19 protein-coding genes and 1 other annotated feature are annotated in these 23,156 nt (G+C 40.0%); of the genes, 1 reads left to right on the plus strand and 18 read right to left on the minus strand.

Translation table 11 applies throughout. The features are described 5' to 3' along the window. Positions 1-25: 25 nt before the first annotated feature. From I2H52_RS03970 to mecA, 13 genes are all read right to left on the minus strand, one after another. Positions 26-670: a TetR/AcrR family transcriptional regulator gene (locus I2H52_RS03970; protein ID WP_045617353.1), complete on the minus strand. Its 645-nt coding sequence runs from the start codon at positions 668-670 to the stop codon at positions 26-28. Between the two features lie 16 nt (positions 671-686). Then, positions 687-1,691 carry an NADP-dependent oxidoreductase gene (locus I2H52_RS03975; protein ID WP_084939781.1) on the minus strand — a complete coding sequence of 335 codons (1,005 nt, stop codon included), beginning with the start codon at positions 1,689-1,691 and terminating at the stop codon, positions 687-689. 212 nt (positions 1,692-1,903) lie between these two features. Then, positions 1,904-2,272: an EXLDI protein gene (locus tag I2H52_RS03980; RefSeq protein ID WP_045617978.1), complete on the minus strand. Its 369-nt coding sequence runs from the start codon at positions 2,270-2,272 to the stop codon at positions 1,904-1,906. A gap of 62 nt (positions 2,273-2,334) precedes the next feature. Then, entirely contained in the window at positions 2,335-3,237 is a 903-nt protein-coding gene (locus I2H52_RS03985; protein WP_007522243.1) for a DUF2268 domain-containing protein, read from the minus strand. A gap of 410 nt (positions 3,238-3,647) precedes the next feature. Next, positions 3,648-4,016: a 50S ribosomal protein L7/L12 gene (gene rplL / locus I2H52_RS03990; protein ID WP_001196962.1), complete on the minus strand. Its 369-nt coding sequence runs from the start codon at positions 4,014-4,016 to the stop codon at positions 3,648-3,650. A gap of 75 nt (positions 4,017-4,091) precedes the next feature. Further along, entirely contained in the window at positions 4,092-4,592 is a 501-nt protein-coding gene (gene rplJ / locus I2H52_RS03995) for a 50S ribosomal protein L10 (protein ID WP_045617357.1), read from the minus strand. A 38-nt stretch (positions 4,593-4,630) separates the two neighbouring features. Beyond that, positions 4,631-4,766: a sequence feature (ribosomal protein L10 leader region), on the minus strand. A gap of 61 nt (positions 4,767-4,827) precedes the next feature. Continuing rightward, positions 4,828-6,087: a TRZ/ATZ family protein gene (locus I2H52_RS04000; RefSeq protein WP_195594342.1), complete on the minus strand. Its 1,260-nt coding sequence runs from the start codon at positions 6,085-6,087 to the stop codon at positions 4,828-4,830. 106 nt (positions 6,088-6,193) lie between these two features. Then, a complete protein-coding gene (locus I2H52_RS04005; RefSeq protein ID WP_195594345.1) occupies positions 6,194-7,942 on the minus strand; it encodes an ABC transporter ATP-binding protein in 1,749 nt (582 codons plus the stop codon). Position 7,943: 1 nt separating this feature from the next. Then, positions 7,944-9,668 carry an ABC transporter ATP-binding protein gene (locus I2H52_RS04010; protein ID WP_195594348.1) on the minus strand — a complete coding sequence of 575 codons (1,725 nt, stop codon included), beginning with the start codon at positions 9,666-9,668 and terminating at the stop codon, positions 7,944-7,946. 211 nt (positions 9,669-9,879) lie between these two features. Then, positions 9,880-10,818 (minus strand): peptide-methionine (R)-S-oxide reductase MsrB, encoded by a 939-nt coding sequence (gene msrB, locus I2H52_RS04015; RefSeq protein WP_195594360.1) that lies wholly within the window; start codon positions 10,816-10,818, stop codon positions 9,880-9,882. Between the two features lie 98 nt (positions 10,819-10,916). Continuing rightward, positions 10,917-11,786 carry a homoserine kinase gene (gene thrB, locus I2H52_RS04020; RefSeq protein WP_045617364.1) on the minus strand — a complete coding sequence of 290 codons (870 nt, stop codon included), beginning with the start codon at positions 11,784-11,786 and terminating at the stop codon, positions 10,917-10,919. A 1-nt stretch (position 11,787) separates the two neighbouring features. Continuing rightward, positions 11,788-13,074, minus strand: a complete 1,287-nt coding sequence (locus tag I2H52_RS04025; RefSeq protein WP_084939786.1) for a homoserine dehydrogenase — start codon at positions 13,072-13,074, stop codon at positions 11,788-11,790. Positions 13,075-13,248: 174 nt separating this feature from the next. Then, entirely contained in the window at positions 13,249-13,989 is a 741-nt protein-coding gene (gene mecA / locus I2H52_RS04030; protein WP_045617366.1) for an adaptor protein MecA, read from the minus strand. Between the two features lie 122 nt (positions 13,990-14,111). On the opposite strand from mecA, the gene I2H52_RS04035 reads away from it, so the two are divergent. Then, complete coding sequence (locus I2H52_RS04035) at positions 14,112-15,590, plus strand: oligosaccharide flippase family protein (RefSeq protein ID WP_045617367.1); 1,479 nt, start codon at positions 14,112-14,114, stop codon at positions 15,588-15,590. A gap of 45 nt (positions 15,591-15,635) precedes the next feature. Here the strand turns inward: I2H52_RS04035 and I2H52_RS04040 are convergent, their stop codons facing one another. The 5 genes from I2H52_RS04040 to I2H52_RS04060 form a co-directional block, all read right to left on the minus strand. Beyond that, positions 15,636-18,161, minus strand: coding sequence for an MBL fold metallo-hydrolase (locus I2H52_RS04040; protein WP_195594362.1), 2,526 nt, complete (start codon positions 18,159-18,161; stop codon positions 15,636-15,638). A 43-nt stretch (positions 18,162-18,204) separates the two neighbouring features. After that, entirely contained in the window at positions 18,205-19,017 is an 813-nt protein-coding gene (locus I2H52_RS04045) for a LicD family protein (protein WP_195594364.1), read from the minus strand. A 61-nt stretch (positions 19,018-19,078) separates the two neighbouring features. Continuing rightward, complete coding sequence (locus I2H52_RS04050) at positions 19,079-21,238, minus strand: LicD family protein (protein WP_045617370.1); 2,160 nt, start codon at positions 21,236-21,238, stop codon at positions 19,079-19,081. A gap of 21 nt (positions 21,239-21,259) precedes the next feature. Then, positions 21,260-22,228: a glycosyltransferase family 2 protein gene (locus tag I2H52_RS04055; protein WP_045617371.1), complete on the minus strand. Its 969-nt coding sequence runs from the start codon at positions 22,226-22,228 to the stop codon at positions 21,260-21,262. Beyond that, entirely contained in the window at positions 22,225-23,061 is an 837-nt protein-coding gene (locus I2H52_RS04060) for a LicD family protein (protein WP_007520258.1), read from the minus strand. Before I2H52_RS04060 ends, I2H52_RS04055 begins: the two co-directional genes overlap by 4 nt. Positions 23,062-23,156: the final 95 nt, after the last annotated feature.

Below are 23,156 nucleotides of genomic sequence, written 5' to 3' on the forward strand. Positions count from 1 at the left end.
AAAATAGTAAACTTAAAATCAAGATTTATTTTACCTCTACTAAGGCAAAAGACAGGCATTCAACTATTTCATTTACTGCTTCATCTATGTCTAGGTCCTCATTATCATTCAACATCATTGGAAGAGCATAAGAAAGACTCAAAGCTAGAATATAACGAACGATTCTTTCATTTGACCAATCTCGGATAACACCATTTTCTTTAAACTGATTCAGAACTGGACTAATTGGCTTAATGATAGAGCGAACAATAACATTCCCTAACTGGTCAGAAATAGTTTTATCAATAAAAGAACGACTCAAGAGAATTTTAACTTGCATTTGATTCTCCTGAATGAAAACTAGTCTATCTCGAACAATACTTCTTAAAAATAGTGGAAAAGACTCTTGGTTTGCTGTAAATTTCTTCTCAGAAAAATCAGCAATTACATCTGGAATAACCTGTTCGAGAAAAGTTGACAGAATAGCCTCTAAGATGCCTTCCTTGGTCTTAAAGTAACTAAAAACGGTCCCTTCTGAAACTCCAGCCTCCTTAGCAATAAGGCTGGCTGTTGTATTTTCAAAGCCAATTTCTGAAAATAGCTTTAGACTTGATAATAATACTTGACGTTGTTTTAAACTCAAGTTGCTATTTTCTAATGTCTGAGCATACTTTTGTTCTAAACTATCCATTGCTGACACCTATCTGCTACTCTCTTACTTTTACAACCTTCTTACCTCGAGTGTGTCCCGACTTCAGACTACGATATGCCTCTCTAACAGACTTTAGAGAAAAATCATAAACCTGATCAATATTCAGCCGAACCTTCCCATCTGAGACCATTTCCGCTAGAACTCTAAAATCATCATATGTGGAATGTCTCGGACCCGTGAACTGAGCTCCTCTTATAATAACATATGGTGAAGGTACTAGCGTTCCAATAGCCGTGCCCTTCAATCCCAAACTGAAAGCCAATTTAACATAATCACTTCCATAGCAATCCAAGAATTTTGTAATTGGCTTTGCACTTGCTGATAGAAGAGCATTCTGGATGTTCTCTTCGTAGGCTACCGGTATAGCACCTAAAGACTTCAGATAATCTGAATTCTTCTTACTTGCAATTCCGATAACTGTTGCACCCTTAGCAACTGCATACTGTACTGCAATACTTCCAATACCACCTGCCGCTGCTGAAATCACTACAATATCTTTAGAGTTTAGCTCAATCTTTCTAAAAGCACCTCCCACTGTTAGAGAGGCTACACCCATAGTAGCTGCATGGTTCATATCAATCATATCTGGTTTCGATACGATTTCCGATTCATTGACACAAATTTCTGTTGCCAAAGCTCCCCTCTTGGTTCCCAATCCAGGGTCACTGATCATTGTTCCAAAAACCTTATCCCCTACTGCAAATCTATTTACTCTTTCACCAATTTCTATAATAACTCCAGCAAAATCCCGACCAACACCTCTTGGAAAAAGAGATGATTTTGACTCAAACCAACGACTTGGCTTCCTTAGTTTTGTCATAAAAGATAGAAATCGGAGTGGCTTTGCACCTTCAAAAGTCTTATAATCAATAGGATTTAAACCAACAGCATGAACTTCTATCCTAACTTGATTCACTTTCAAAGCGTCAGATTTAATGTTCACTAAATCTAACACTTCTTCATCACCGAAACGACTATATTGTATTGCTTGAACAACCATTGTATGAACTCCTTTACACATCTACAAAATTGAGTGAGCACTCAATCATTTTTCTTGATTATACACTTATTCTTCATAGATTTCAACTATACTGTTTCCAAAACTTCTAACTAAGTGAGCTGTTCATGATAAAAATAGATCTATTTTTATCATGAAAGATTATCAAACTATAACTCAAAGAAATCCGACTGCTTATAAAAGCAGCCGGATTTTTATATATCTAACTTTTCAAAAAATTTGCCTGTTGACTGCTTTTCTTTTAGCTTCTCAAGCAGCTCATTTTCCAGAAAAGGACTTAGTTCGTCAAAATCTTGACAAACCTTAAAGACAATCTCTCTGTCCAACTGACCATAAACTAATTCGTAATAGTCCTTATGATGTTGCCAATTCTGGTCATAATTGATATCTGTTCGTTGATAGTAAACAATATTTTGCTTCGGTGTCAGGTAAATCTTCTGCGTCAGAATGCTTTTCTGATCTTTGGACAATTTACTGCGACTAAAAATCTTAACACCTTGAAAAATCTTGCACTCATGGATACCTTGATTTGTGACTTTTAATTCAACTCTTTTATAGTGCATATAGCCACCTCCAAAAACTACTTTCATTATATCAAGTTTTGGCAGATTTGCAAGCAAAAGTGTCATTTCCAAAAGTCTTTTGTCGCTGCTAAAATCTCTTCTGTCGGTGTTACTGTAGCCTCAATAATGCTCTTACCAGTCTTTTTCAGATAAGCTTGTATCAGATGATAGCCATAGGCATAGCCTGCAGCATAGGGCATACCGACTGGTATCTGACCCTGTATCTCAGCTATTTCATCACCGTAAAGATAAGGAGCCATTTCCGCCATCCCTGTTAGCTGAAGCCGACTTGAGATGATGGGCTTAATCTCTTCTAACTGCTCTGGACTGATTGAAGTAACCCAAGGCCCAATGAGATCTTTGCCATAGAGCTCAGCTGCAAAAGACTCTGCCAAGCCTTCACTGACTACCCAGTCTGCTAATGTCGTCTGCTGGTTCCATTTGATAAATTGGAAGCGGACATTATGATTGCACTCGTGGGCCAGTGCCGCTTGCACACGTGGCAAAGTATAGTCATTCGGTAGCAGACTAAGCATGAGGTAACCTGGAATTCCACCATCTCCGCTATAACCCTTATTGAGCTGTAACATGGCCTTTTCAGGGTTGCCCAATAAAATAGTAAAATGGTAATCCTCAACCTCTAAATCATAGCCAGCTTGCTTAAAAAGACCGATACTCCTCTTGATTGTTTCCTGGCAGTCCTGCCAGAGTTGATCAGAGCTCAGAGCGTCGATAGCTGGTCTATCCTTTTCTGAGAGAGTTGCGGGCAACTGATTCATAAAGCCAAGCAGGAACAAGGCATCAAATCCTCCAGGATACTTCGCTTTCAGAGGAATGTGTTGCGTTTGATATTTTGTTGCAAAAGGTGCTAATATTTTGGCTCGAAAACAACCTTCTCTCTTTTCTAAGGGTAGCTCTAACATCTCTTGATAAACTTTATCTGAACGAATCATATTGATTTTCATAGTAATCTCCTTTCTTATCTACTATTAGTATAATCCCTTACCCAAGGTCAGGGTCAAGACTAAATTTAAATATCTTTTAAAATTTTATTGAAATTACCTCAAACCGTTCGAGAATTACCTTCAATAAAGTGCTTTAATACTGAGATTATAATATCCGGAGTATAAACAAATTAAAAACTTACTTTTCTACTGTTAATAGGAATGATGATACTAGAAAGAAAATAAATCCTGAAGAGTAAAAACTTGGATCATTTTTTATGGAAAGCCTATTATTCAAAAGTTGTTTGTCTCCTAGATAAACTATATAATAGTTTGCCCCTTTTTTGCCCCCTCGCGAACAAAAAGAAAAACCGCTACTCCCAAGAATAGCGGTTTAATCATGTTTTTAAGCTACTAATGTAGTTGCTCTATTATTTAAGAGTAACTGAAGCTCCAGCTTCTTCCAATTTAGCTTTGATTTCTTCAGCCTCTGCAGTTGGAACGCCTTCTTTGATAACACCTGGTGCACCATCAACAAGTTCTTTAGCTTCTTTAAGTCCAAGACCAGTGATTTCACGTACAGCTTTGATAACGCCAACTTTTTTGTCACCAGCAGCTGTCAATTCAACGTCAAATGAGTCTTTAGCAGCACCAGCGTCAGCAGCACCAGCTGCAGCTACAGCTACAGGAGCAGCTGCAGTTACACCAAATTCTTCTTCGATAGCTTTTACAAGGTCGTTCAATTCAAGGATTGAAGCTTCTTTAATTTCAGCAATAATGTTCTCAATGTTCAATGCCATTGTTATTTCCTCCAAATAAGTTTTAAATTTTATAATAGTTTTTTTCGTAGCTAGGCTACACTGCGTAGCTTAAGATTAAGCTGCGTCTTCTTTGCTTTCTGCAACCGCTTTGACTGCAAAAGCAACGTTGCGCACTGGTGCTTGAAGTACAGAAAGGAGCATAGAAAGAAGTCCTTCGCGGTTTGGAAGAGTTGCAAGAGCAACGATTTCTTCTTTAGATGCGACAGCGCCTTCGATTGCACCACCTTTGATTTCAAGTGCTTCAGCGTTTTTAGCAAAATCGTTCAAGATTTTCGCTGGTGCGATAACATCTTCGTTAGAAAATGCTACTGCAGATGGTCCAACAAATACTGATGCAAGTTCTTCAAGACCAGCTTTTTCAGCTGCACGACGCAAGATTGAGTTTTTAATAACTTTATACTCAACTTCGCTTCCACGAAGCTCACGACGAAGAACTGTATCTTGATCAACTGTCAAACCACGAGCGTCTACAACGACGATAGATGCAGCAGCTTTCATTTTTTCAGCTACCACGTCAACTAGTTCCGCTTTTTTAGCAATAATTGCTTCACTCATTAGTGTGTTCACCTCCGTAATTATTTTGCTTGGGGAATTTTTTCAAAAGAAAAACGCGCCCAAACCTAGACACGAAAGTACAATACGCTTCTTTTTACATGATACGTTTTGTCCTCGGTAGGATCTTTACGAGTCGAGCTCCCCTACTGTCTTAGGCAGTTTTTTCAAACCGTATATAAGTATAGCATAGACAAAAAAAGAATGCAAGATTTTTGCAAACTTTTTTAAAATTTTTTTAAATTTCTACTGTCAAAACTTTGCCTTGCTTGACAACCTGCTCTCCTGCAATATAGACATCATCAACATCACTGGATTTAACTGCGTATACGAGGTGAGAAAGCATATTTTCCTGAGGTTGAAGATGGATTTTTCCCTTAGGTTGAATAATCAGAAAATCTGCCTGCTTGCCGACTTCTAGACTTCCTATCTGCTTTTCCATTCCTAGAACCTTAGCCCCTTCGATTGTCAGTGCCTTAAGGGCTGTCTCGATTGGAAACTGGCTGGCATCTCCACTCTTCATTTTCTGTAAGAGAGCTGCGGTCCGTCCTTCCTCAAACATATCTAGATTATTATTGGAAGCAACCGAGTCAGTCGCAATTCCCACTGCTACTCCTGCTTTTTGGAGTTGGATGATTGGAGCGATTCCTGAGGCCAGTTTTAGATTACTGATAGGATTGTGGGCGATAGCCACATGAGAAGTTGCCAAGCGTTCAATTTCTCTCTCGTTTAGTTCAACCCCGTGAGCAAAGACAGACGGATGATCTAAGTAACCTAGTTCTTCTAGAAAGGCGAGGGGGCGTTTACCGTATCGTTTGAGGATAATTCCTGATTCCTCCTTGGTCTCCGCTACATGGATATGGATAGGAATATTCAGCTCTTTTGCCATGTCTAAACTCGCTTGCAGCAAGTCTTGATTACAACTGTATGGAGAATGGGGTGCTACCATAACCTTGAAATTTGGATTTTTATATTCTAAGATTTCTTCTATAATGGATCGTGTTCTGCTTATAGTCTCAGCAGTCGTTTCTGTCTCTGAAGAAAAGAGGGTCGGTGAGAAATAACAACGCATCTTAGATGCCTTGACTGCCTGATAAATTCTTTCAATATCCACACCATTGGGATTATACATATCATTGAAGGTTGTTGTTCCTGACTGGAGCATCTCTGTCAGAGCCTCTTTGACCGCCTTGGTAGTCATGTCAGGAGTAAAGCCTGCTTCTGCTGGCCAGATATAGTCATTGAGCCATTCATGGAGATTGCTATCATCTCTGATCCCTCTCAAGCCTGTCATAGCTGAATGGGTGTGACAATTGACCAAACCAGGCATCATCCAGGCTCCCTGATAGTCTATAATCTGCTCAGCTTGATCTAGAATCTCTTGCTTCTCTTGACCAACATAGAAGATTTGAGAATTCTTAACAGCCAAGATACCATCCAGATGCACATGGAAATCTTGGTCACAAGTCACGATATTTACATGCTGATAGACTTTCATTATTTTTCTCCTTCTAAGGCCTTGATTTTTTCTAGCTATTGTAACAAAAAAGTCACCCGAAGGCAACTTTTAGTGTCATTAATATTTTAAAATGGATAGGAATGACTTATTCAGAGCTAAATGCTGCCGCTTTTTGCATTTGGTAGTACTTGCCCTTTCGGGCCATGAGATCCTGATGATTGCCATGCTCCACGATATCACCATCCACCAAGACTAGAATCAGATCCGCATCCTGAATGGTAGACAAGCGGTGGGCAATGATAAAGCTTGTTCGCCCCTTCATGAGTTTGGCAAAGGCATCCTGTACCAGCACTTCTGTCCGCGTATCGATAGAGGAAGTCGCCTCGTCTAGGATGAGAATCTTGGGAATAGCTAGAAAAACACGCGCGATGGTCAAAAGCTGAGCCTGACCGACAGAGAGAGATTCACCTGCATTTTCCAACTTGGTATCGTATCCCTGTGGCAACTGTTGGATGAAAAAGTCGGCATTGGCTGCTTTTGCAGCAGCAATCACCTGCTCTCGACTGGCATCCGGTTTGCCAAAGGCAATATTGTCATGAATGGTCCCTTGCTTAAGCCAGGTTTCCTGTAGCACCATGCCAAACTGCTGTCTCAATGACGCTCGGGTATAGTCGTAAATGGAACGACCGTCTAGCAAGATATCTCCCGAGTGAATAGGATAAAAACGCATGAGGAGATTGATAAGAGTTGACTTACCAGCACCTGTCGGACCAACGATGGCCACCTTGCTACCAGCTGGGATATCGATAGACAAATCCTTAATCAAGATCCTTTCAGGATTGTATCCAAAAGAAACATGCTTAAAGGAAATGGCTCCCTTCACTTGGTCACTGGTCAAGACTTCCTTACCTGTTTCAGCCACCTCAGGACTTTCTAAGACAGCATAGACGCGCTCTGCACAAGCGAGAGCACTTTGCAACTCGGCTAGAACTGAAGAAATATCATTAAAGGGCTTAGTGTACTGTTGGACATAGTTCAAAAAAGTCACTAAACGCCCAATGGTCAAGGTGGACCCCATCATGATACGATAGGCTCCCACTCCAGCTAGAAGGGCATAAATGAGCGCATTGACAAAGCGAGTCGAAGGATTGACCGTTGAAGAATAAAAGATGGCTGACTGAGAATAGCCTGCATAGTTGGCATTCGCCTCGTGCAGTCTTTGGATAAACTCTGTCTGAGCATTGAAGGACTGGATAATAGTTTGCTGGCTAAGAGACTCTTCAATCAACTGAGTCTGAATCCCCCTGGTCTCTGTTTGCTTCTGAAAGAGATGATAAGAGCGTTTGGCAATAAAGCGTGAAATCACCATGGATAGGGGCGTCAACAGCAAGACCAAGAGGGTCATGAGGAGATGAATTTGGAGCATGGCTAAAATACTAACCAAAATCATCAAGACGCCAATGAAAAATTGGTTAAAAATCATGGTCAAACCAGCTGCCAACTGTTCGATGTCTGTGGTCACACGACTGACCATCTCTCCACTGCCCTGCCGATCCACAAAAGCAATCGGTAAACGATGGAGCTTATGAATGATTCGCTCTCGCAAGTCTTTGGTATAAGAGAAGATTAGACGATTATAAAGGAGAGGATTAGCCCATTGTACCAGAGTATTTCCTATGACTACCAAGATCATCTGGATGAAAATTTGCCAAAAAACTGGTGAAGAACCAGCCACAAGGACCTGGTCAATGACCTGCCCAATCAGAATAGGTAAGTAAATTGATAAGCCAACTTGGGCAATAGTTCCTAGAAAGGCTAGGAAAAGGAGGAAGGGATGGCTTGCTAAATCCTTAGCCAAACGTTTGAGCGTCTGGTTTGCAGTTTGTCGTTTCATGCTAGTCCTCCTTTCCATGTTGGGATGCATTGATTTCGCGATAGACTTGGCTAGTCTTCATCAATTCCTCGTGCTTGCCAACAGCTAGTAACTCACCTTTTTCCAAGAGGAGAATCTGGTCTGCCATCTGTAAAGTTGAGGTTCGTTGAGAAATCAAGATTAAGCTTGTATTTGGCAAATTTTCTCGGATAGCTTTCAAAAGCTTGGACTCGGTAATGGTGTCGAGGGCCGAGGTCGCATCATCTAGGATGAGAAATGGAGCTTGGCGCAAGACTGCACGTGCAATAGACAGCCTTTGTTTTTGTCCGCCTGAGAAATTTCGCCCTCCTCCCTCAACTAGGGCGTCTAAGAGTCCTTCCTTTTCACTGACAAAATCCTTAGCTTGCGCGATTTCCAAGGCCTGCCAGAGTTCTTGGTCAGACACCTCTCGATTAAAACCCAGAGTCAAGTTGGAACGAATAGTTCCCTTAAAGAGTTCGACCTTTTGGGGCACGTAGGCAATCCATGACCGCCATTCCTCCAAATTACGAGGACTAGATCCATCTCGATAAAGGGAAATGCTTCCTCTATCTGTTGGATAAAGACCAAGTAAGACTTGCACCAAGCTTGACTTACCCGAACCCGTTCCCCCAATGATACCAAGGGTTTCCCCTTGAGTCATATCAAAGGAAATATCTCTTAGAGAAGGCTGGGCTGCATCAGGATAGGTAAAGGTCAGTTCTTGAACTTGTAAAACCTGATTGCTGGTAACTTGTTTTTGTTCTAACTCTGAATGGATGTGTTCTGGAGCTTGAGCAAAGACTTCCTCGATTCGCTTAGCTGAGATATAGGACTGATTGAGAGAATTGATCAACATAGCTAGCTTGACCAATTCCACCAAGATCTGCAAGAGATAGTTGATAAGGGCAATGAGAGCACCTTGGCTGAGTAAACCTCCTTGAATCGAAATATAGCCCTGCCAGATGATGACGAGGAGAGTTCCATTCACAATCAGATAGGTCAGAGGTGTTAATAAACTAGACCAGAAACCTGTTTTCTCTTGTAATCTAGCATAAACTTGGTTAAGGGTTTGAAAAATCTGTAATTCACGTTTTTCTTGTCCAAAGGCACGAATAACTCGCATCCCTTGTAATTGCTGGCGCGTTTCTTGAACCAGTTGGTCTGTTTTCTTTCTGAGATCACTGTAGAGAGGATTGACCAGTCTAGAGAGTCCTACAATGACAAGAGTCAAAATGAAAACCATGACCAAGAACCAGAAAGTCAGTTCAGCTGAGATGCGATAGGCCATAAAAATAGCACCAAAAACGATAATGGGAGCTCGCAAAAAGAGGCGCAGGAATTGATTGATCCCAGTCTGAATCTGGTAGGTATCCGAAGTCAAGCGAGTCACCAAGCTAGAAGTTGTCAAACGGTCTCTGCTGTCCTTGGGTAAAGAAAGAATATGACGATAAAGATCGTCTGTCAATTCTTTGGCAAAACCTACCGCTGCCTTTGCTGAATAAAATTGAGCAATCAAGGCTACTAAAACGCCAATCACTGCAAAGATAAGGAGCAGGCCAATCTGCATCCAGAGATGCCCTTGATCTCTCTGGGGCAAGGACTGGTCAACAATCCCAGCAATCCCCATGGGAACCAAGAGCTCAAAAACAGCTTCAAGTAGCTTGAACAAGGGTGCTAAAATGGATTCCTTGATATAGGATTTGAAGTAAGATAGTAAATGTTTCATAAATCCCTTCTATTCATATTCTGGAAATGAAGAAAGTGGGAAGCGCCCACCCTCTCAGTTTTATACTCAATGAAAATCAAAGAGCAAACTAGGAAGCTAGCCGCAGGTTGCTCAAAGCAACGCTTTGAGGTTGTAGATAAAACTGACGAAGTCAGTCACATATATAATCCAAGCTGACGCTGACGTAGTTTGAAGAGATTTTTGAAGAGTATTATTTGTTTAAGTAAGGTAGTAGATAGCCGTATCCTGCTTCTTCCATCACATCCTTGGCTACAAAACGCAAGGAAGCAGAATTGATACAATAACGGAGACCCCCTGACTCCTGTGGTCCATCTGTGAAAACATGACCCAAGTGGGCATTACCTGAACGAGAACGAACCTCGATTCGCTCCATCCCATGGCTCAAGTCCTTGTAATAATGAATCAATTCCTTGGAAATCGGACGACTAAAGCTCGGCCAACCACAACCTGAAGCGAACTTATCCTTGGCGAAAAAGAGTGGCTCACCAGTCGTGATGTCTACATAAATCCCTTCTTCAAAGGTTTTATCATAGGCATTGGTAAATGGAGCCTCTGTAGCAGCTTCTTGGGTGACACGGTAAGACTCTTCAGTTAAGTTTTCCTTTAACACCTCTTGACTAGGCTTTTCATAGTTGGCTGCGTCAATCAATGGCTTTTCAGCATCGGTCACATTGATATGACAGTAACCCGAAGGATTCTTCTTAAGATAGTCTTGGTGGTAGTCTTCCGCCAGAATGTAGTGGCGAAGTTTCTCCACTTCCACTGCAATCTTTCGACCAAGCATGCGCTCCTGCTCCTGCACCACTGTGTAGATAGCTGGCAAGTCTGCTTCATCCTGATAATAGATCCCAGTTCGATATTGGCGACCACGGTCATTCCCTTGCTGGTTGATAGATAAGGGATCAATGACACGGAAATAATAGAGTAAAATCTCTCTGAGTGACACTACCTTCTCATCGTAAATCACTTGAACCGTTTCTGCGTGATCTGTTTCCTTGAGCAGCTGGTAATTAGTCGTTTCGACCTGCCCATTGGCGTAGCCAACACTGGTTGCTAGCACTCCAGAAATTCGGGAAAAATACTCCTCTAAACCCCAAAAACAACCACCTGCTAGATAAATTTCTGCCATCTTCGTTTCTCCTTTATCAAGTTTGTAACTAGACTTCTTTTCAAAAAAAGGATAGGAAACCCTCGAATCGAGTGTTTCCCCATCCTATCATCTATTCTTTATTTTGCTTCTACACGAACACCTTGGGTATCCACCTTCAAATCATGAAGTTTGCCTTTGAAAGACTGCTTTTGCAATTCAGCCTTAATCTTGGGCATCTTGTCATGAGAAGCCAGAACCATAACTGTCGGACCAGCTCCAGAAAGATAGGTTGCATAGGCACCATTCTCTTTGGCTACTTGCTTAATCGTCGTAAATTCACGAACCAGACTTTGACGATAGCGCTCGTGGAAGAGGTCTCCCTCAATCGCCTGACCAGCAGTCACCATGTCTCCTGCCAACAAGGCTGCAACTGCAACATTGGCAATCGAACTTGCCGCAACAGCTTCCTTGTAGGACAACTTTTTAGGCAAGACACCGCGGCTGTCTCTGGTACGCAATTCATAGTTTGGGATGTAGGCTAGAAAATCACACTTTGGGAAGTCTGCCACAATGGCTGAAACTTCTCCGTCAACAGAGCTCGCAACAACAAGATTTCCATAGATAGCTGGAGCCACATTGTCAGGATGCCCTTCAATCTTGGTCGCCAGCTGCAATTTTTCATTGTCTGACAAGTTGAGCTTGCCCAATTGATTAGCTAGTTCAATCCCAGCAACAATAACCGAGCTGGAAGAACCCAAACCACGTGCCAAGGGAACATCACTGGTCATTTTCAAACGTCTTGGTTGCAAGTCAGGTGCAATTTGTAAAGCAATCTTGAGTAAAAGGTTGCGCTCATCGTGTGGAATCCATTTGCCAATCTGATGTTCAATCAACCACTCATCCCGCTCTTCACAGACCTCAATTTGAAGATACTTGGTAACAGCTACACCGACCGAGTCAAAACCTGGACCGATATTGGCACTGGTTGCAGGTACAATAATCTTCATCTTATTCTCCTAGCACCTTGAAGGTATTCAAGAGGTCAAATTCTGATACCTTGGTCAAGTCAGCTGAAACCTTTTCAAGCTGCGCTTTATTGATCTTATGTGTAATGATGACCACACGCGCTTTGTCACCCTTTTTGCCATCTTGGAGGATTTGCTTGAAGGAAATCTCTTGGGCATTGAAGATTTCAGCCAACTTCAAGACCTGACCTTTTGAGTCTGGAGCCAAGATTGAGAAGTAATAATTGGCTTTGACATCTTCAGGATTAGCCAAGACAAGTTCACGGCTATATTCGTTGAAGTCTTTACCAATGGTACCATCATTCAAGCGACGAACGATACGGACAATATCTGCTACAACACTTGTTGCAGTTGGTTTTTGACCAGCACCTGGTCCGTAGTACATCGATTCACCGATACCGATGGATTCAACAAAGACAGCGTTCATCACGCCATTCACACTAGCAAGTGGGTGTGCTTTAGGTAGGAAGGTTGGGGTCACTTCTGCGGCAATACCTGAAGGAGTTTCTTCGATAGAACCAACCAATTTCACTACATAACCAAGCTCTTGAGCTACAGCCACATCCTCAGGTGTGATGTTGCGGATTCCCTTGTGAGCTACATCGGCAAAGGCAACCTTCATCCCAAAGGCAAACTGGCTCAAAATGACCATCTTGTAGGCAGCATCAATCCCATCTACGTCATTTGTCGGGTCGCTTTCTGCGAACCCAAGGCGTTGTGCTTCAGCAAGAGCATCTTCGTAGGACCAGCCTTCTTCGACCATCTTGGTCATCATGAAGTTAGAAGTCCCGTTAACCACGCCAAGGACACGAGTGATTTTGTCAGAAACCAGCGAATTTGCCAACGTACGAAGAATTGGAATCCCACCAGCTACTGCTGCTTCGTAGTAGAGTGCCACATTGTGCTCTTTTGCGATTTCTAGCAATTCTGCGCCATGGACAGCCAAAAGGTCCTTGTTGGCAGTAACAACGTGTTTCCCAACTTCTAAGGCACGAGTGATAAAGGTTTTAGCTGGTTCGATACGCCCCATCAATTCCACTACGATAATAATGTCCTTGTCTGCTAAAATATCATCTACATTGGTTACAAAGTTAAAGTCATTTCCTGCTGCAAGCAAGCGGTTCTTTTCATCTTCATCCTTGACCAATACCTTGGCTACTTCAATCTCTGAATGAGCTGACTGGATAATTTTTTCTCCATTTTCCTTTAGGAGGAAAGGTACGCCACTTGCAACGGTACCAAATCCAAGTAAAGCAATTTTAACTGTCATGTTTGTCTCCTAGAAATTTTCTGATATAGCCATTATAACAGAATTTTGTGAAAATTCCTATCCAAGAAAACCACTATTTATAGATAGAAAAGAAAAGAAAAGAAAAGAAAAGAAAAGAAAAAAACGAATCATCTGATTCGCCTTTTCTGATAAGTAAAAATTGATTTCTAAAAACTATGAATTAATTTTTTGAAGACCGAACACAGCGTCGTGATTGATCAAGATGTGACCATACTCTTGTAAAACCGAACGACTGATATCACTGTCGTCAGCAAATTCACGCATACGAGCCAAGAGCCAGGCTGGATATGGACTAGGATGATTCTCCACATCAACTAAGATTGTCAAATAATAGTGGTCATTCATCTTATAGAGTTCAGATGTTTCCAACTGGAAGTTAACAGTCTTTGCAAAAGCAACTAGGTCAGCAAGATTTGCGAAACGCAAGATATAGTAGATATAAGGTTCCTTCTTGCTCTCAGTCTCCTTGTTCGCTTGCTCTTGCTCTTCTTCCTTTGCTTCGACCTGCTCTAGAGATTGGATGGCCTCAATATCGTCCTTGGTCTTATCTGCAATGCTCTTTTCCAAGGTTTTGAGAAATTCATCCGGCGACATTTGGGCTAATTCTTCCATGTCTGGTAAGTCCGCCAAATCTTCAAAATCCAGATTCTGGTCAATCTTGGACTTGGTCACAAAGACGTCGACCTTATCAGGTTTTGGCGTCACGCGGAAACTCAGCATGCCACTATCCAGGAAATTGTCAGGCATATCCAATTCATCTAAAATAGCATAGAAAAACTCTTCGGTTTTTTCCTGAGGAACGAGAAAGTCTGCAATCTCCATTCCTCGGTCCATCAAATCATCTAAAGTCATTGTGATTTTCAGTGTTGTATCACTAATTTGTTTCATCTTCATATCTAGTAACCTCATACTTTCAGTCTATCTATTATACTAGATTTTTACGATTTTATCAAAAGAATGAAGCGAGAATATGATATAATACTAGATATGATTTTAGATTTAAGAAAGAAAGTTCAATGAAAAATATAAAAGTAAATGCCTTGGCCAGCTTGCTGGTCAATATTCTCAATATCGTTTTTCCTCTGATAACCAACCCTTATCTGACGCGGATTCTCAGCAAATCCAATTACGGTTATTTCAATACGGCCAATACCTGGGCTAGCTTTGTTATTCCACTAGCTGCCTTTGGGATATACAACTACGGGATTCGAGCTATCAGTAAGGTCAAGGATGACAAGAATAAAATCAACTACGTCTTTTCTAAGTTGTTTTATATCTCGGTTTTTACCTCTCTCCTGACCACTGGTATCTACTTCCTCATTATCTTCTTTGACACCAGCATTGAGAACCTGAAAGTCCTCTACTACATCCTAGGGGCCCAAGCACTCTTCCAATTTCTCAATATCGAATGGATGAACGAGGCTTATGAAAACTATGCCTTCATCCTCTACAAAACGTTAATTATTCGAATTACCATGCTGGTCGCTATCTTCGCCTTCGTTAAAACGGCAGATGATATCGTTCCTTATGCTATCGTTATGACAGCGACCACTATCCTCAACTACCTGCTTAGTTTTCTTTGGATTAAGAGAGAAGTTTCTTTTGTTAAAATTGGATTCGTCGAATTAGCTAAAGCTTCTAAACCGCTCTTCACTATGCTTCTCTTAGCAAACGCTAATATGCTTTATACCTTGCTAGATAGAATGTTTATCACCAAGGGACCGGATGAAAACTATATTTCCTATTATACAATTGCCTATAGTATCGTCATGCTAATTGCCAGTGTCTTGAGTGGAGCTATCAACGTAAGTATTCCGCGCCTTGGCTACTATCTCGGTAAAAAGGATTACAAGTCCTACAATTATCTCGTGAATCAAGCGGCATCCTTATTCTATTTCCTTATGGTTCCAACTAGTATCGGGATTATGATATTGGGACGGTACGCAACTGTTATTTATTCTTCTGAAAAGTATCTTGAAGCAGGTATCGTAACCAGCGTCTTCGCTTTTCGTACCATCATCTGGGCTATTGAATTGATTCTTGGTAAACAGATTATTTTTATCAACGACCATGAAAATCGCTTAACTGCCTTTTACTTCCTCGGTGGTGGCGCCAATATACTATTAAATAGCATCTTGTATTTCAATAATATTTTTGCACCTGAGTATTACATCGCTACGACCATTATCGCAGAAACTATCGTAGTTTTACTTGAAATTCATTTTATCAAGAAACATCAACTGATTAGTTTAAAAGAAATTTTTATAACCTTAACACGTTATAGCCTCATATCCCTTGGTTTTATCCCAATCTTCTATATTTTTAAAATGATTTTCCAAATCAATTCCTACACAGTAAACTTCAATATGATTCTCATGGTTCTTTCCACCGTAGCAACTTGTGGTATCTATTATCTCTTGGCCCTCTTTATCGCCAAAGACAAAACACTCCACTATGCACTGAACCTTGTACTTGCTAAATTAAAACGAAATTAAAAAATCCCCTACTGATAAATTAGTTGCCAGTAGGGGATTTCTTCTTTATTCTTTTTCCTTCTTTTCAGAAGCGTTGGCTTCTAGGTTTGAATCTTGTTTAGGTTGTTCAACAATAGAGGAATTAGATTCTTGTTTCTGTTCTGGCTTAACTGCCTCAATATTTACAGCAGCAACAGCCTGTTTCCAGATACCTTCTTCGTTTACTTTATAACCATCAGGTGTTGTTGCGTTCTTCAATAAATAACCATCAGCTTGGAAATAGTACCAATTACCATCAAGCTGTTTCCAACCCGTTTGCATAGCTCCTGATTCATCAAAGTAATAATGATCACCATTTACTTTATGAAGACCAACCAACATGATACCATCTTCAGGATTTAGATAATACCAAACGCCTTTGTCTTTTATCCAACCAGTTTTCATGGCTCCATTTGATTCAAAGTAACGGTAATGATTATCAAACCATTTCCAGCCAGTTTGCATGGCACCAGATTTGCTAAAGTAATATTGCTTACCATCTACTTGATGGAGGCCGATTAACATAATTCCTTCTTTACCTTCAAGATAATACCAGGCATCACCATCTTTCAACCAACCAGTTTTCATAACTCCAGAACTTGCAAAATAGTTCCAGTGACCATCAACAAAGGCCCAGCCTGTTTGCATGGCACCACTGGCATTCAAATAGTAACGGACACCATTGATATCTTGGCTTCCAGTTAACATGATGCCATCTTTATCCAAATAATACCATGTTTCCTGATCCTTGACCCAACCAGTTTTCATAGCTCCAGAACTTGCAAAATAGTTCCAGTGACCATCAACAAAGGCCCAGCCTGTTTGCATGGCACCACTGGTATTCAAATAGTAACGGACACCATTGATATCTTGGCTTCCAGTTAACATGATGCCATCTTTATCCAAATAATACCATGTTTCCTGATCCTTGGCCCAGCCGGTTTTCATAGCTCCAGAACTTGCAAAATAGTTCCAGTGACCATCAACAAAGGCCCAGCCTGTTTGCATGACACCTTCTTGATTAAAGTAGTACGTGCTTCCATTAATATTCTTTTTACCGACAGTCTTTAGCCCATCCTCATCATAGAAATACCAATCTGAATCAATCTTTTGCCAAGTTGAAGGCTTACCTGCTGCTTGGAGTGCACCACTTTCGCTAAAGAACATCTTCTTGCCATTATAGACTTGATGTCCTGTTAGCATCTTCCCATCTGCCGCAAAGAGATACTTTTTCCCTCCAATTTCAGAGAGCTCGCTAAATCGTCTAGCACCATTTGATTGGATATAATACCAAGAGTCATCTAGTTTGAACCAACCACCAGTTTGCATTTTACCATTTTGGTTCAGATAGTAATCATTCCCTTTGGCATTTTCTCCCCAGTCGTCGTTAAGATGAAGCCAGCGACCTGCTTGCATTTGTCCTTTTCCGTTAAAGAAGTAAGTGGCTCCGCCAATCTCTCTCCAGCCGATAGCCATTTCTCCGTCAGTCAAACGATATTTCCAATAACCATCTTCTTGATACCATTTTTCGTCAACTACAGGGATATCAGGGAAGGTATTTGAAACATTAGCAAATCCTTTATCGCTAATATCAAAAACGGTAGCGTCTTGAGTTTGGCTAGCGGCATGCAGAACCTGAATATTTTTCTTCTGAAGGTATTCTCTGGTTGAAGCAACATTAATATCTCCACCAGTTGTCTGAATAACCATTTTTGGTGATAAGTTTTCAAGGAAATTAATCGTATTTGAAATTGTCGCATCATAATGGTGGTTCCATTTCATCATATCAACCTTGCCGATAACTGGACCTAACTTATCTTCTGCTCCCTCAGCATTATCCAAATCTCCACCAAGATAGATTCTCTTTCCTGCCACAGTCACCACTGAAACAATGGAGTTGGAGTTATCATCTCGAACTCTTTTCAGATTCCCATCAGCATCATATTCATTCTTATAGTTATAGAGTTGGATATCCATATCACCTAATTTTAGATGGCTATCCTCATCTGAAATATTCTGGATAAGAGTAACTCCGCGTTTTTGAGCTGCTCTCAAAGCATTATCATAATTGAAAAGATTATCCCATAGTCCCCAGTTTGATGTAATCCGATCATCTGAATATTTTTTCAAATAAAACTTACCGACTTGATATCGATTGAGTATTTCATCCGCTCCACCAATATGGTCACTATGGACATGAGTTCCTATAATAAAATCTAATTTTTTTACACCTATTTGATCCAGGTGGCGAATCAAGCGATCCTCCAATACTTGATTATTTCTCATAGAAATTCCCCAGCGACTTGGATAGCGTGGGTCACTCCCATCAGGGAAATCATAGTCTTCTCCCATATCAATCAAAGCATAGTGACCATTGCTTTCCAGAAGGATGGCATCACTCCCAGATTTTGCTTTAGTATTTATGAAATGGATACGATTGCCCGAACCTGCAGAGATGGTATCTGCATCTACTCCTTGCGATAACTGAATCAGTAATAGAAAGAATGCGAGAACACTATATCTAACTGATTTTAATAACCATTTATTTTTCACCTTGAAAACTCCTTTATCTTAACAATAAGCAACTTTTACTAATCTAATCAATCCAGTAGTTTTTATCCCCTCCTGGGACTTGCTGCTCAATAGGGGGTGGAGTCATATAGTTTTCTCCAAATTCGTAGACAAGTATTTCATGGTATTTTTTAGGAACCTTGACCACAATGTTTTCATAAGGAATATCAATCAAATCATAGAGCCATTCTTTTTTTATACCATTTGGATAATAAGGGTCATAGATAGTACAAGTAAGATCTGTTGCTTGATCTACACTATACTTCAAAGCAAGACTCTCTAATTTTTGATTCCATAGCTGTGGAGAAGTTAAGCGGAAAATAGCTGATCCCATATAACGAGGGAGGTTTTTAAGTCCACCATTCTCAGACTTGATCCCTTTAAAATTCAAAGAAGAAAGGCGAACGAAATATTTGTAGAGTTTCATTTTCTTACGGTCACTTTCCTGTGTTACGACACCATCATATGGAAAAATGTCAACGCAAGTTCCCAATACGACCGTTGGGTCTACGAGGTTAGCATCTCGACGTGTCCTTACATCATAGACTCTCATATAACTGTATGGATATCCCTTTGTTTCTCTGAATGAAATCAATTTATAGTAGGGATGATTTTCATTTTGTAAAACCTTATACAGTTTTTCAAATTCATCACGCGCTAAGGAAATATCTGTATCATCATCCCAAGGGATGAATCCTTTATGGCGTACAGCTCCTAGTAAGGTTCCAAAATCAACAAAGTATTTGATTTGATGTTGTTCACAAAGCTCATGTAGATACTTTAAAATATCCAATTCTACTTGTTTGATTTCTTCAAGAGTTAAAGTTCTTTCAGACATAGGTTTTATTCTCCTAAATTTGACTATATTTTTAAACGTTTCTTAATCCCAATCCTGTTCGTTATTTAGACCTTTTAACAATCTTCCACAATTTAAAATCATGATGAGATACTCTTTGTTCAACCGGTGGCAATTGCATATAGTCTCCGTAGTCTGAGGTCAAAATTTCATGATAATTTTTCGGAATGGTAAATTCCTTACCTTCAAATGTTCCAGTAGTAGCTTGTTCCAGCCATTCACGTCTCCACACTGGTTTGTTCATATCTTTGTAGATAAGATAATCCACTTGCTCATAATCTGAGACTTTACGGGATTTTGCAAGCTCTTCAATCTGGGCAACGTATTTGTTCGTATTGGTGAAATAGAAAATAATAACTGACACATAGCGTAGCAGTGAATTCAGTACACTTTTCGTATTAGTAATGCCTTTAAAGGTGTAGCAACTCAATTGACGTTTCTTTATCAGTTTCGTCATCTTGTTTTTAAATTCTACGTCATCCTCGTAGCCATCTACAGGGAAAATATCTACATATATCCCCATATTTGAATCGATGCGAACATCTTCTTCCAACAAGTAGGTATGGTTATCCTGCACTTTCATGAAGGGATAGACATAGTTGAGATTATTTTTATAAGACATGACCTCGTAACGTTCATCAGGGTTAGCGATAAGGTAGTCTTGTAACTTTTCATAATCTTCTCGTAACATGCAGATATCCATGTCATCATCCCAAGGGATAAATCCTTGATGGCGAACAGCACCAATTAGACTTCCATATGCTAAGAAATACTTAACCCCAATTTTCTGACAAACTTCATGAATATACTCCATGATTCCAAGTTCCATCTGTTGAATTTCACTGACATCTGTTACTTCTTGATACCGAATTCCTTCATCCTGTTTGCAGACTACAAGTCCATAGCCAATCGCTAGCCAGAAGATGATATTAATAAAGTTGGTTGAATACATAATCTGACTTTCAAATAATTGACCAAGCAAGATACCGAAGAAAAGGATCATGATCAATTTATCAGTATTTTTCTTGGAAACAATCAAATAAGTTAAAAAGCGCTTGATTACATATCCCAATATAAGAAAGAAGAATGCTAAGCCTAGAACTCCCGAACTGACAAATATGGTCACAAAAATGTTATGGAAATTCCCACCGATAAGGGAGTTTTGAATCTCAAATTTACTGAAATATTCTGTATAGTAATCTGGAACATTTCGTACACCATAACCAAAAATTGGTTTCGTACTTCCCATCTTGATGGCATTTTTCCAGATATAGGTTCTACCACTTGGTGTTGTTTCAATCAGATGGAGCTCACCATTCTTCTTAGCGACAGACGAATCTGTTTCAGCATAGGATTGTCCTTTGTTTAAATCTAAGACAGTCGTAGTTTCAGATGAAATATAGATTGAAGTTACATAGCTTAATCCAATATTAGTTGCAGTAATCAGCAAACCAACAACTATAAAAGTGAGGAATCGTTTAACGATACTTCCTCTAGTAGCAAAGAAACTATAGAGTCCAATCATGAGAAGTAAAGAAAGTAAGGCTCCTCGACTTTGCATCGTAGCGAAGTAAACTAATTGAATCACATTGTTCAGTTTAAGATAAACAGAATACTTACTTCCTTTATGGATCAAATACATAGCCAAAATAATGCTAATGTATGAAAATATCGCACTAGCATTAGGATTAACAATTCCCCACAGACGTCCATTCATGACACCATAGTAATAAGATTGTTCGCCAATCTTAAATAGGATAAGGACTCTACTTACCAATAAACCAAACGCAAAAATTGCTGAAGAAAAAGATACAATTTGAACCGTATAGGCAATCCAGTCAAATAATTTTTTAAGTTGCCCTGATTGCAACATGGTAAATAGTAAAACATAGGTTACCATGAAGAGAATTTCAATCACATTTCCAATCAAATGTCCCGAGCGATTGAAAATAGCAGATAGCAGATGGCTTCCAGCTAATAGTCCAAATAAGGATAGAAATTTACGATCTACTGTGATTTCTTTCCACTTAAACAATAAAGTATAGCAAATATAAAGCACTACAATCGCTGACAATCCCTTATAGAGGGGATTTGCTATCTTATAAACCAGTGAACTCATACTTAAAATCGAAATGAAAACAAATAGATACGCAATCCATAGTTTTGATTTTTCAAAGTATTCATCCATTTTTGAAAAATTCATTTTCAACTCCTTCTCATGATATTAGTTTTTTAATCCAACAATTTTCTTATATAGCCATGGAGAAATGACAAGTGAAAGGATCGCTACCTTGCGAAAAGTAGTGAAATAAGCATCCTTCCATATTTCGCGTCGATGCTGAACAATCCAAGTCCTCAGCTCGGCTTTCTCCTTTTGATACTCTTCACGTGAAGTAAAGATAATTTTATCGTAAACTGTGATGTACGACCAACATTCTCTGTTTATTAATTCGTATTTTAAATTAGGAAAGGCTTTCGAAACTTGAGCGATTATTTGCTGATAAACTTCTATCGTATCAAACACATGCTGATTAACAGATGTTGTTGCACTTCCCTCACGATGATCATAATAATAAACAGGTTTGTCAATAAATACGCTACTGCATCTTGTCTTTAGTAGCAATTCAGTTAAAAATAGGGCATCTTCAGCTAGATGATAATTTGTATTAAACTTTTCATCCGCAAGCAGGTTTCTCTTAAACAGTTTTGCGACTGGAAAAAATGACGTTCTGGTAGTCATCAATAGTTCCTTCATGGTTTCTTCTGTTGACCAGAGTTCTGTTTTTCCAGAATGTGGAGGTATATCAGTTACAATGCCGTTTTTGATATGGTGCAGAGGAGCAATTACAAAGCCTACATTCAACCCTTCAACTGCACTTGCTAAAGTAGCTAGGTAATCCTGGGTAACGAAATCATCGCTATCAATAAAGGTAACCCAAGAACCCGTCGCTAGCTGAATTCCCATATTTCTAGCATTTGAAACACCAGCATTTTCGATATGATAAACCTTGATATTCTCATACTGAGATGCTAAGCGATCACAGATCTGTCCACTGGAATCAGTAGAACCATCGTTGATTAAGATTAACTCAAAATGGGCATAAGTCTGTTGAAGAATCGACTCCACACATCGCTCCAGATAGGCTTCTACATTGTAGACCGGAACGATAACGCTTATTTTTTCTCCCATCATGCTCCATATTCTCCCTTGTATTCTGTATAAGGCTTATCCATATCAGCTATGACAGCATCATGATGCGGTACTTGCTTGTCCGCTGGTGGTGGTGTCATATAGTCCCCAAAAGCAGTTCTGAGATAGGCATCATAACCGACTGGAATGGGCATCTCTGTTCCTTCAAATGGCAAGAAAAGATTATCTTCAAAAGATGCGATCGGGTATTTGTTTCTCATGTAGCCGGGACCTGAGCATAATTCCGTGATTCCATCGCTCTCAGCCAGACCATACTTGGTCATTTCTTTTTCAGCTTTTTTCCAAATGCGATAACGTAGAGATTTTGGAGTTAGGCCGAGTAAGATGCGACTTCCCCATTTCATGATAGCACCATGCTTTTCTGGGATAGTTTGGGCGCAAAAGAGTGAATAAATCAAAGCCCAACGAACCTGTTTCTTACGCTCAGCCGAATTTTTAGGATAATAATCCAAAGGTAAAACATCCAAAGCCAAACCGTGTGGCAAATCCAAATCCTTCTGATAAGGCTTGATACAAGTGGTTTCCTTGTCACGAATGGTGATAAAAAGGTTACGGTCTACAAAATCCTTCTTGCTCTTTGACAAGAAATAGCGCTCATCTGCATAACGGGGCCACAGTTCTGCCAATTTTTCATAGTCCTTGCGGGGCATGAAAAAATCTAAGTCATCATCCCAAGGAATGAAGCCCTTATGACGAAGGGCGCCAATGGCTCCTCCACCACAGAGATAGCATAACAAATCATGTTCTTTACAAAATGCGACGAAGTATTCAGCCATTTCCAGACTACGAGCCTGAATCGCTTTCAAATCACTCATATCTCTCCTCTTCTATCCAATAACGAGTTATATCATTTTATTATACCATAAAAAAGTCTTAAAAATCTATCAGATAGTAAGAAAAACCAAAGCTC

Origin of the sequence: Streptococcus oralis, from assembly GCF_015561235.1 — a bacterium.
In the GTDB taxonomy this organism is placed as follows: Bacteria; Bacillota; Bacilli; order Lactobacillales; family Streptococcaceae; genus Streptococcus; species Streptococcus oralis_BK.